The organism is Streptomyces sp. NBC_01689 (genome assembly GCF_036250675.1).
Classification (GTDB): Bacteria; Actinomycetota; Actinomycetes; order Streptomycetales; family Streptomycetaceae; genus Streptomyces.
The window spans coordinates 9,723,892-9,736,519 of record NZ_CP109592.1 but is presented as its reverse complement, the minus strand read 5'-3'; the positions used below and the strand labels follow the sequence as shown (position 1 = coordinate 9,736,519).

Here is a 12,628-nt window from a genome sequence, read left to right as displayed (position 1 = left end):
AAGTCAGCCCTTCGAGAATCGGGAGCCATGACGGGGTTCCGCTCAGGAGATCCCGAGTTCCCTGTCGATCAGGTCGAACATGTCCTCGTCGGAGGCGGCGAGCAGTTCCTCGTCGACCGTCGCCTCTTCCGGCTCTTCGGATGCGGCCCAGGTGTCCAGCAGTGTGCGCAGTGATGCGGTGAGTGCCTGTCGTGCGGCGGGGTCGGACGCCTGCCGGTAGGCGGCTTCGAGCTGTTGCAGACCGGCGGGCAGATCGGTGGCCGGTCCGCTCGCCTCCGGCAGCAGTTCCGCTTCCAGGTGGTCGGCGAGGGCGTTCGGCGTCGGGTGGTCGAAGACGATGGTCGCCGAGAGGCGGGTGCCGAAGACCCCGCTGAGCCGGTTGCGCAGTTCCACCGCGGTCAGGGAGTCGAATCCCATGTCGCGGAAGGCGCGTCCGGGTTTGACGGTGCCGGACGGGCCGTGTCCCAGGACCGCGCCCACGTGGGTACGGATCAGGTCGACGAGCCGGCGTCGGCGTTTGGCCTCGGGCAGCGCGGCCAGTTCGGCCAGCAGGGCGGTGGCCGCGTCGGCTCCGTCGTCCTGGGTGTCGGGGCGTGCGGCGTCGCGTGCGGCGAGGAGTTCGCGTACCTCGGGCACCTCGTCGATGAGCGGCCGGTGTCCGTGGGCGCAGTAGGCGGGCAGGAAGCGGTCCCAGCGAATGTCGGCGACCACGAGGGTGCTCTCCCGGCCGGTGGCCGCCCCGGCCAGGGCGCGGACCGCGAGTTCGGGGGCCATCGCCGGGACGCCGCGGCGCAGCAGTTGCTCCCCGACCTCTTCGTCGACCATGCCGCCGCCCGCCCAGGCTCCCCAGGCGATCGAGGTGGCGGGCAGTCCTCGGGCGCGGCGCTGTTCGGCGAGGGCGTCGAGGTGGGCGTTGGCGGCGGCGTAGGGGGCCTGTCCTCCGTTGCCCCAGACGCCGGCGCCGGAGGAGAACAGGACGAAGGCGTCCAGGGGGTGGCCGCTCAGCAGTTCGTGGAGGTTCTGCGCGCCGAGGACCTTGGCGTGCATCACGGCGACGGCGTCCTCGGGTGCGAGGTCGCCCAGCGGCCGTGCCGTCTCGACCGCGCCCGCCGTGTGGACGACCGCGGTGAGGGGCGCGGTGTCGGGCACCTGGGCGAGCAGGGCGGCGAGTGCCTCGCGGTCGGCGACGTCGCAGGCGGCGACGGTCACGCGGCAGCCGAGGGCGGTGAGTTCGTCGCACAGTTCGCTTGCGCCGGGGGCATCGGGGCCGCGCCGGCTGGTCAGGATGAGGTGTTCGGCGCCGCCCTCGGCCAGGGACCGGGCGACCTGGGAGCCGAGGGCTCCCGTTCCACCGGTGACGAGGACCGTGCCGCGCGGTCGCCAGGTGTCGTCGTCGCGCGCGGACGTGGGGAGCGGTGTGCGGATCATACGGCGGACGCTGACCCCTCCCCCGCGCACCGCGAACTCGGTCTCTCGGCCGCCGTCCTCCCCGGTCTGCGGGGTGAGCAGGGCGAGCGCGAGGTGTACGGCGGACTCCGTGTCACCGGCGGGCAGGTCGACGAGGCCGCCGCAGCGATCGGGGGCGTCGAGGCCGATCACCCGGGCGAGTCCCCATACGGCCGCTTGTGCCGGATCGGGGGCGTGGTCGCCTTCGCCGGTCGAGACCGCGCCGCGGGTGAGGCACCACAGCCGGCCGGGTATCGCGGCGTCGTCGAGGGCCTGGACGAGTGCCATCGATCCGAGCAGTCCGTACGAGACGCCCGGACTGTGGTCGCTCGCACGGGTGTTGACGGCGAGCAGGGACAGGACGCCGTCCGGTGTCACGTCCGCGGGCAGGTCCGCGAGCAGTCGTCCGGCCAGTTCGCCGCGCTGGGCGGAGTCGGGCACGGTCAGCCGGACGGTCCGGGCGCCGGCGGTGTGCAGGGCGTCGAGGGCGGCCGTGACGAGAGTGTCGTCCTGGTGGCTCTCGGGGACGGCGACGAGCCAGGTGCCGTCGAGGGCCGGGGCGGGTGCCCCCGGTGCGGGTGCGGCCTGCGCGGGCCTGGGCCGCCAGGCGATGCGGTAGCGCCAGCTGTCGAGGGTGGAACGCTCGCGGCGGCCGCGGCGCCAGGAGGACAGGGCGGGCACGACCGCGCCCAGCGACTCCTGGTCCTCTATGCCGAGCGTACGGGCGAACCCTTCCAGGTCACCGTCCTCGACACTCTTCCAGAACGCCTCGTCCACCGGATCCGCCGCGGCTGACGCTTTCGGCAACTCCAGCCAGTAGCGGTCGCGTTGGAAGGCGTAGGTGGGCAGTTCGACCCGGCGGGGCGTGTAGGGGGTGAAGGCCGGTGCCCAGTCGACGGCGACGCCGCGTGTCCACGCCTCGCCGAGGGAGGTGTAGAAACGGGCGAGTCCGCCCTGACCGCGGCGCAGAGTACCGGTGACCACGGCCTCGCTCCCGGCCGCCTCCACCGTCTCCCCCACCGGAACAGTCAGCACCGGATGCGGGCTCATCTCCAAGAACGCACCATGACCCGACGCGACCAGCGCCCGGACAGCGGGCTCCAGCTGGACGGTCTGACGCAGGTTCGTGTACCAGTAGTCGGCATCCGTCTGCGCGGACTCGATCCACTCCCCCGTCACCGTCGAGAAGAACGGCACCCCCGGCTCACGCGGAACGACCGGAGCAAGAACCTCCAACAGCTCATCCCTGATCCGCTCGACGTGCGCGGAGTGCGAGGCGTAGTCGACCTCGACCCGACGCACCCGCACCTCCTGCCCGCCCGCCTGCTCCACGAGCTCATCCAGGGCGTCCGCGTCACCGGAAACCACCACCGAGGTCGGCCCGTTGACCGCCGCGACCGAGATACGGCCCTCCCAGGCCGCGATGAACTCCTCGGCCCGCTCCCGCGAGAGCGCGACCGACACCATCCCGCCCTGACCCGCCAGCGCGGTGATCGCACGAGAGCGCAACGCCGCCACCCGCGCACCGTCCTGCAGGCTCAACGCACCCGCAACGACCGCGGCCGCGATCTCACCCTGCGAATGACCCACCACCGCGGACGGACGCACACCGAACGACTCCCACAACGCCGCCAGCGACACCATCACCGCCCACAGCACAGGCTGCACCACATCCACCCGGTCCAGCCCGGGAGCGCCTTCCGCACCCCGGACCACATCCATCAACGACCACTCCACCAACCCGTCCAGCGCCGCCGCGCACTCACCGAAACGAGCCGCGAACACCGGTGAAGAGTCCAGGAGTTCCACGGCCATCCCCACCCACTGCGCACCCTGACCCGGGAACACGAAGACGGCGGACGGCGGTGTGGCGGCGGACCCTGCGGCACCGGAGGCGACGACGTCCTCGCCGATCAGCACCGCCCGGTTCTCGAACATGGAACGGTGGTTGAACAGGGTCCAGGCCACGTCGACGGGGCGTGTGCCCGTCTCGCCCGGGTCGGTGTCGCGCAGATGGGCCAGGAGTCGCTTCGTCTGCTGGTCGAGCGCCTTCTCGGAGCGGGTCGAGACCAGCAGGGGGACGGTCACGCCCGTGGGGTCGGGAAGGTCGGTGGGGGCGGGCTCGGCGGGTACGGGTGCGGGCTGTTCGATGATGACGTGGGCGTTGGTGCCGCTGATGCCGAAGGAGGAGACGCCGGCCCGTCGGGGGTGCTCGTCGCCGGTCCAGGGCCGGGCCTGGGAAAGGACTTCCACCGCGCCGGCGGACCAGTCCACGAACGGTGACACCTCGTCGGCGTGCAGGGACCTGGGCAGCACACCGTGCCGCATCGCCTGCACCATCTTGATGACCCCGGCCACACCCGAAGCCGCCTGACTGTGACCGATGTTGGACTTCACGGAGCCCAGCCACAGCGGCCGGTCCGCGTCCCGGTCCTGCCCGTAGGTGGCCAGCAGCGCCTGCGCCTCGATCGGGTCACCGAGCTTCGTGCCCGTACCGTGCGCCTCGACGACGTCGATGTCCTGGGCGGCGAGGCCCGCGTTGGCCAGGGCCGCCTGGATCACTCGTTGCTGGGAGGGGCCGTTGGGGGCGGTCAGACCGTTGGACGCACCGTCCTGGTTGATCGCCGAGCCGCGGACGACCGCGAGGACCTCGTGGCCGTTGCGGCGGGCGTCGGACAGGCGCTCCAGGAGCAGGACGCCCGCGCCCTCGGACAGGGCGAAGCCGTCCGCCTCGGCGGAGAAGGGCTTGCAGCGACCGTCCGGGGACAGGGCCCGCTGCCTGCTGAAGGCGACGAAGGGGCCGGGCCCGGACATCACGGTGACGGCTCCCGCGAGGGCGAGGGAGCACTCTCCGGAGCGCAGGGACTGGACGGCCATGTGGAGGGCGACCAGGGAGGAGGAGCAGGCGGTGTCGACCGTGACGGCGGGGCCTTCCAGGCCCAGGGTGTAGGCGACGCGGCCGGAGGCGACGCTCGCCGCCGCTCCGGTGGCCAGGTATCCCTCGGCCTCCCCCGCGGCCGCGCGCAGTTGGGCGGCGTACTCCTGGTCGGTCAGGCCCAGGTAGACGCCGGTGCTGCTGCCGCGCAGTGCCCGCGGGTCGATGCCGGCGCGTTCCAGCGTCTCCCAGGTGGTCTCCAGCAGGAGGCGCTGCTGCGGGTCCATCGCGAGGGCTTCACGCGGGGAGATCCCGAAGAATCCGGCGTCGAACTCGGCGGCGTCGTGCAGGAATCCGCTCTCACGGACGTAGCTGGTGCCGCTGCGGTCGGGATCCGGGTCGTAGAGCGCGTCGAGGTCCCAGCCACGGTCCGTGGGGAACCCCGAGATGACGTCGGCCTCCTCACGCACCACTCGCCACAGGTCCTCGGGCGAACGCACCCCGCCGGGATACCGGCACCCCATCGACACGATCGCGATCGGGTCGCCGTCCACCGCGCCCCGCGCCACCGGTGCGGCCGCCTCGGCGGGGTCCTGCCGGGAGCCGAAGGCCTGTGCGTCGATGAGGTCGGCCAGTGCCGAGATGCTGGGGTGGTCGAAGACGACGGTGGTGGGCAGCCGCAGTCCGGTGGTCCGGCCGAGGCGGTTGCGCAGTTCGACGGCGGTGAGCGAGTCGAAGCCGAGGTCCTTGAAGGCGAGTTCGGTGTCGATGTCCTCCGCGCTGTCGTGGCCGAGGACGGTGGCGACCTGTCGGCTGACCAGGTCCAGCAGGGCCGTGCGGCGGCGGGCCGGGTCGAGCGGCGCCAGGTGCTGGAGCGGCGTGGGGTCGGTTCCGGGTGCCGGGTTCTCGTCGTCGGCGGCCTGTGCCTCGGGCAGTTCGGCGAGGAGGTCACTGCGCCGGACCGAGGTGAACACCCCGGCGAAGCGGCGCCAGTCCACGTCGGCGAGCGCGATGAGTGTCTCGTCGTGGTCCAGGGCCTGCTGGAGACCGGTGACGGCGGTGTCCGGATCGATGACGGGCACACCGCGGCGGCGGAGGGTGTCCTGAAGGTTCTCGGCGATCATGCCGCCGCCCGCCCAGGGGCCCCAGGCGACCGAGAGGACGGGCACGCCGTCCGCGCGGCGCTGCTCGGCGCGTGCGTCGAGGATGGCGTTGGCGGCGGCGTAGGCGCCGTGGTCGGCGACGCCCCATGTGCCGGAGATGGAGGAGAAGTAGACGACGGCGTCGAGTGCGGCCGGGTCGAGTGCGGCGTCGAGGTGGTCGGCGCCGAGGACCTTGCCGGACAGGGTCGACACCAGGTCGGTGATCCCCGCGTCGTCGAGGGATCCCAGGGCACTGATGCCCGCGGCGTGCACGACCGTGCGGACGGGCGGTACGTCCTCCTGCTCCAGGTGCCGGACCAGCGCGGTGACGGAGCCGGGGTCGGCCATGTCGCAGGCGACGACGCTGACCGAGGTGCCCTGTTCCTCGAGTTCCCGGCGGACCTCGTCCATGCCCGGTGTGTCGGCGCCGCGGCGTCCGGTCAGGACGAGACGGGCGGCGCCCTGGCCGGCGAGCCAGCGCGCCATACGGACACCGAGGGCGCCGGTGCCGCCCGTGACGAGGACGGTGTCGCTCGGCTTCCAGGACCGGGTGGCGGGTGCCTGGCCGTACGGGGCGCGGATGAGCCGACGGCCGTAGGCCTTGCTGGCGCGGACGGCGATCTGGTCCTCGGTGCCCTGTCCGGCGAGGAGGTGGACGAGCAGCTTCAGGGTGGACTCGTCGGCCGCCTCGGGGAGGTCGATCAGACCGCCCCAGCGCTTGGGGTGTTCGAGGGCGGCGACGCGGCCGAGTCCCCAGACACCTGCCTGTACGGGTGCGGCGGGTGCCCGGTCGTCGGCGGTGGCGACGGCACCGCGGGTGAGGCACCACAGGGGTGCCTGGATCTCCGCGTCGCCGAGCGCCTGCACGAGGGTCAGGCTCACGGCCAGGCCACGGGGTACGGACGCGTGCTCGGGGTGCGGCAGTTCGTCGAGGCCGGTCAGGGAGAGGACGCCGCCGAAGGTACGGTTCTCGGCCTCGGCCCGCAGGCGTTCCGCCAGTCGCTGCCGCTCGGAGTCCGCGGTACCGACGGTCAAAACGCTGACGCCGTCCGTCCGTTCGGTGAGGGCGCCGAGGACGGCCCGGAAGAGCGGGGCGTCGTCGAACGTCTCCGGGACGACGAGCAGCCAACTGCCGTCGGCGTGCGCGCCGGTGGGCGCCTGGATGGACAGCGGCCGCCAGACGATGCGGTAGCGCCAGCTGTCGAGGGTGGAACGCTCGCGGCGGCCGCGGCGCCAGGAGGACAGGGCGGGCACGACCGCGCCCAGCGACTCCTGGTCCTCTATGCCGAGCGTACGGGCGAACCCTTCCAGGTCACCGTCCTCGACACTCTTCCAGAACGCCTCGTCCACCGGATCCGCCGCGGCTGACGCCTTCGGCAACTCCAGCCAGAACCGCTGGCGCTGGAAGGCGTAGGTGGGCAACTCGACGCGCTGCGGACGCTGTTCGGCGAACGCCTGGGCCCAGTCGACGGTGACACCGCGTGTCCAGGCCTCACCGAGGGAGGTGTAGAAACGGGCCAGACCGCCCTGACCGCGGCGCAAAGTACCGGTGACCACGGCCTCGACACCGGCCGCCTCCACCGTCTCCCCCACCGGAACGGTCAGCACCGGGTGCGGGCTCATCTCCAGGAACGCACCATGACCCGACGCGACCAGCGCCCGGACAGCGGGCTCCAGCTGGACGGTCTGACGCAGGTTCGTGTACCAGTAGTCGGCATCCGTCTGCGCGGACTCGATCCACTCCCCCGTCACCGTCGAGAAGAACGGCACCCCCGGCTCACGCGGAACGACCGGAGCAAGAACCTCCAACAGCTCATCCCTGATCCGCTCGACGTGCGCGGAGTGCGAGGCGTAGTCCACCTCGACCCGACGCACCCGCACCTCCTGAACACCGGCCTGCTCCACGAGCTCATCCAGGGCGTCCGCGTCGCCGGAAACCACCACCGAGGTCGGCCCGTTGACCGCCGCGACCGAGATACGGCCCTCCCAGGCCGCGATCAGTTCCTCGGCCCGCTCCCGCGAGAGCGCCACCGACACCATCCCGCCCTCACCCGCCAGCGCGGTGATCGCACGAGAGCGCAACGCCGCCACCCGCGCACCGTCCTGCAGGCTCAACGCACCCGCAACGACCGCGGCCGCGATCTCACCCTGCGAATGACCCACCACCGCGGACGGACGCACACCGAACGACTCCCACAACGCCGCCAGCGACACCATCACCGCCCACAGCACAGGCTGCACCACATCCACCCGGTCCAGCCCGGGAGCGCCTTCCGCGCCCCGGACCACATCCATCAACGACCACTCCACCAACCCGTCCAGCGCCGCCGCGCACTCACCGAAACGAGCCGCGAACACCGGTGAAGAGTCCAGGAGTTCCACCGCCATCCCCACCCACTGCGCACCCTGACCCGGGAACACGAAGACGGCGGACGGCGGTGTGGCGGCGGACCCAGCGGCACCGGAGGCGACGACCTCCTCGCCGATCAGCACCGCCCGGTTCTCGAACACGGAACGGTGATTGAACAGGGTCCAGGCCACATCGACGGGGTGCGCGTCCGTCTCCCGGAGGTGGGAGACAAGGCGCTCGGTCTGGTCGTCGAGCGCCTTCTCAGAGCGGGCCGAGACCAGCAGGGGGACCACGACGTCGGCGGGCTCGGCAGCGGGCTCGGCGGCCGCCGGGCCGGACGCCTCGGACGCGGGCTCGTCGGGGACGGTCGACTCGGACGCGGACGGGTCGGGTTCGGGGCGCCCGGACTCGTGCTGCCCGGGTGCGGGCTGTTCGATGATGACGTGGGCGTTGGTGCCGCTCACGCCGAACGAGGAGACGCCGGCCCGTCGGGGGCGGTCGTCCCCCGCCCAGGGCCGGGCCTCGGAGAGGACCTCGACCGCGCCGGCCGACCAGTCCACGAACGACGACACCTCGTCTGCGTGCAGGGACCTGGGCAGCACACCGTGCCGCATCGCCTGCACCATCTTGATGACCCCGGCCACACCCGAAGCCGCCTGACTGTGACCGATGTTGGACTTCACCGAGCCCAGCCACAGCGGCCGGTCCGCGTCCCGGTCCTGCCCGTAGGTGGCCAGCAGCGCCTGCGCCTCGATCGGGTCACCGAGCTTGGTGCCCGTACCGTGCGCCTCCACCGCGTCGACGTCGACGGCCGACAGGCCCGCGTTGGCGAGGGCGGCGCGGATGACACGCTGCTGGGAGAGGCCGTTGGGGGCGGTCAGACCGTTGGACGCACCGTCCTGGTTGATCGCCGAGCCACGGACGACCGCGAGGACCTCGTGGCCGTTGCGGCGGGCGTCCGAGAGCCGCTCCAGGAGCAGGACCCCCACGCCTTCGGCCCAGGCCGTGCCGTCGGCGCCTTCCGCGAACGGCTTGCAGCGTCCGTCGGCCGCGAGGCCGCGCTGGCGGCTGAACTCCACGAACATGCCCGGGGCGCCCATGACGGTGGCGCCGCCGGCGAAGGCGAGGGAGCACTCTCCGGAGCGCAGGGACTGGACGGCCATGTGGAGGGCGACCAGGGAGGAGGAGCAGGCGGTGTCGACGGTGACGGCGGGGCCTTCGAGGCCCAGGGTGTAGGCGATGCGGCCGGAGGCGACGCTCGCCGTGGTGCCGGTCAGGACGTGGCCCTCGACCGCTTCGAGCGCTTCGTGCAGGCGTGGGCCGTACTCGGGGGCGGTGGCTCCGATGAAGACGCCGGTGGGGGTGGACTGCAGTCGGTGCGGGTCGATGCCGGCGCGCTCCAGTGCCTCCCAGGTGGTCTCCAGCAGGAGGCGCTGCTGCGGGTCCATCGCGAGGGCTTCACGCGGGGAGATCCCGAAGAATCCGGCGTCGAACTCGGCGGCGTCGTGCAGGAATCCGCCTTCGCGGACGTAGCTGGTGCCGCTGCGGTCGGGATCCGGGTCGTAGAGCGCGTCGAGGTCCCAGCCACGGTCCGTGGGGAACCCCGAGATGACGTCGGCCTCCTCACGCACCAGCCGCCACAGGTCCTCGGGCGAGCGCACCCCGCCGGGATACCGGCAGCCGATCGACACGATCGCGATGGGTTCGTCGTTCGCCGCGCCCCGCGCCACGGGCGCGGCCGCCTCGGTCGCGGTGGTGTCGTGTGCGGTGTCGAGGTGGCGGGCGAGGCGGGCGGGGGTGGGGTGTTCGTAGACGACGGTGGCGGGCAGGCGCAGGCCGGCGGCGCGGTTGAGGCGGTCGCACAGTTCGACGACGGTGACCGAGTCGAAGCCGAGGTCCTTGAACGAGCGTGCGGGGTCGATGGCGTCGGCGTCGGTGTGGCCGAGGATGAGGGCCGCGCTCTCCCGGACGAGTCGGAGGCTGTCGCCGGTGCCGGTGCCGGTGGGGGTGGCGGGTGCCGGGGGGCGGTGCGCGGGGGCGGCGGGGACGGTGTGGGGGTGTGCGGGGGTGCCGGGGGTGGTGTCGATCCAGTGGCGGCGGCGCTGGAAGGCGTAGGTGGGCAGGTCGACCGTGCGGGGCCGGTGGGCGGCGAAGGCCGGGGTCCAGTCGACGTCGGCGCCGCGTGTCCAGAGTTCTCCGAGCGAGGTGTAGAAGCGGGTGAGGCCGCCGTCGTTGCGCCGCAGGGTGCCGGTGACGACGGTGTGTTCGGGGTGGGCGGCCGCGGCCTCGGCGGTCTCGCGGACCGGGGTGGTCAGCACGGGGTGCGGGCTGACCTCGACGAAGACGGTGTGTCCGGCGGCGGCCAGGGCCCGTACGGCGGGTTCCAGGAGGACGGGCCGGCGCAGGTTGGCGTACCAGTAGGCGGCGTCGGTGCGGGCGTCGCGCAGCCAGTCGCCGGTGACCGTGGACAGGAAGGGGATCTCGGGCGTGCGGGGGGTGAGCGGGGCGAGGAGGCGCAGGACCTCGTCCTGGACGGCTTCGACGTGCGCGGAGTGGGAGGCGTAGTCGACGTCGATGCGGCGTACGCGTACGCCTTGGTGTTCGGCCTCGGCGGTCAGTTCGTCGAGGGCGGTGGTGTCGCCGGAGACGACGACCGAGGAGGGGCCGTTGACGGCGGCGACGGCGACGCGGCCGTCCCAGGCGGCGATGAGGGTGCGTGCCTGGGGCTCGGGGAGGGCCACGGACATCATGCCGCTGAGGCCTTTGAGCGCGATGAGTGCCTTGCTGCGCTGGGCGACGGCCAGGGCGCCGTCCTCCAGGCTCAGCGCGCCGGCGACGCAGGCGGCGGCGATCTCGCCCTGGGAGTGTCCGACGACCGCCGCAGGTCGTACGCCGTGGGCCTGCCACAGGGCGGCCAGGGACACCATGACGGCCCACAGGACGGGCTGGACGACTTCGACGTCGGAGCGGTCCAGCGAGGGTGCGCTGGGGTCGCCGCGCAGGACGGCGGAGAGTGACCAGTCGACGTGCGGGGCGAGGGCGGCCTCGCACTCGGCGATCCGGTCGGCGAAGGCGGGTGCGGTGGTCATGAGTTCGTCCGCCATGGCGGCCCACTGGCTGCCCTGGCCGGGGAAGACGAAGACGGGCCGGTCGATGTGTCCGCCCGCGGGGCCCGGGGGGATGGCGGCGGTGAGGTGGCGCAGGATGCCGGCGGAGTCGGTGGCGGCGCCGACGGCCCGGTACGCGAGGGGGGTGCGGGTGGTGAGCAGGGACCAGCCGGTGTCGACGGGGTCGGCCTGGGCGGCGGGGTGGGCGGCGAGTCGTGCGGTCTGGGCGTGCAGGGCCTCGGGGCTGCGGGCGGACAGCAGCCAGGGCACCACGGGGGGTTCGGCGCCGGCGGGCCGTGCGGTGTCGGCTGGCCGGGGTGCGGGCGGGGTGGTCGGGGGTGCCTGTTCGAGGACGAGGTGGGCGTTGGTGCCGCCCATGCCGAAGGAGGAGACGCCCGCGCGCAGCGGCCGGCCGGGGTCCGGTGTGGTCCACTCGGTGGTTTCCAGCTGGACGCGCAGGCCGAGTCCGTCGAGGTCGATGGCCGGGTTGGGCGTGGTGTGGTTGAGGCTCGGGACGAGCCGGCCGTGGGCGAGGCAGAGGACCGTCTTGAGCAGTCCCGCGATGCCGGCGGCGCCTTCCAGGTGGCCGATGTTGGTCTTGACGGAGCCGACGGCCAGGGGGGTGCGGCGGTCGGGGTCGGTGCCGATGGCGGCGCCGAGCGCGGCGGCTTCCACGGGGTCGCCGACCCGGGTGCCGGTGCCGTGCAGTTCGACGTAGTCGATGCCGGCCGGGGCGACGCCGGCGCGGGCGCAGGCGCTGCGGATGGCGGCTTCCTGGGCGGCGGCGTCGGGGGTGGTGAGGGTGGCGCCGGTGCCGTCGTTGTTGACGGCTCCGCCGCGGATGACTGCGTGGACGCGGTCGCCGTCGGCCAGGGCCCGGGCGAGGGGCTTGAGGACGACGAAGGCGGCGCCCTCGCCGCGGACGAATCCGTTGGCGCGGGCGTCGAAGGTGTGGCACAGGCCGTCCGGGCTGAGGCCGCCGAACTCGGCGAGGGTCAGGGTGCTGTCGGGGGTGAGGTTGAGGTGGACGCCGCCGGCGAGGGCGAGTTCGCAGTCGCCGGAGCGGAGGCTGTCGCAGGCGAGCTGGACGGCGACGAGGGAGGACGACTGGGCGCTGTCGACGGTGAGGCTGGGGCCGCTGACGCCGAGGGCGTAGGAGAGGCGGCCCGCGATGAGGCCGCGGTTGAGGCCGGTGGCGGTGTGGTGGCCGACGGCTTCGGGGCCCTGCCGGTGGACGAGGGCGGCGTAGTCGGAGACGTCGGCGCCGACGAAGACGCCGGTGGCGTGCGGCAGGCCGGTCACCGGGAGCGCGGCGTGTTCCAGTGCCTCCCAGCCCAGTTCGAGGACGAGCCGGGCCTGCGGGTCCATGGCTTCGGCCTCACGGGGTGAGATGCCGAAGAAGTCCGCGTCGAAGTCGGCGGGGGCGTCGATGAAGCCGCCGCGGTAGGGGATCGTGGTGCCCCGGCCGGTGGTGAAGGCGTCGTCGTGCGGTGCGCCGGTGCGACGGTCCGCGGGGGCGTCGGTGATGGCGCTGCGGCCCTCCGTGAGCAGCCTCCAGTAGGCGTCCGGTCCGTTCGCGCCGGGCAGCCGGCACGCAAGGCCGACCACGGCCACGGGTTCGTGGGCCGAAACGGTGGTCCGGGCGTCCGCGGGTACCGGCTCGTTCATGGATGGCACTCCAAACACCAAGGCGACGGGGTCGGGGCAG

The 12,628-nt window shown here is 73.2% G+C and carries 1 protein-coding gene; it reads right to left on the bottom strand.

From position 1 onward, the window contains the following. Positions 1 to 42: 42 nt before the first annotated feature. A complete protein-coding gene (locus OG776_RS41605; RefSeq protein WP_329318056.1) occupies positions 43 to 12,588 on the bottom strand; it encodes a type I polyketide synthase in 12,546 nt (4,181 codons plus the stop codon). Positions 12,589 to 12,628: the final 40 nt, after the last annotated feature.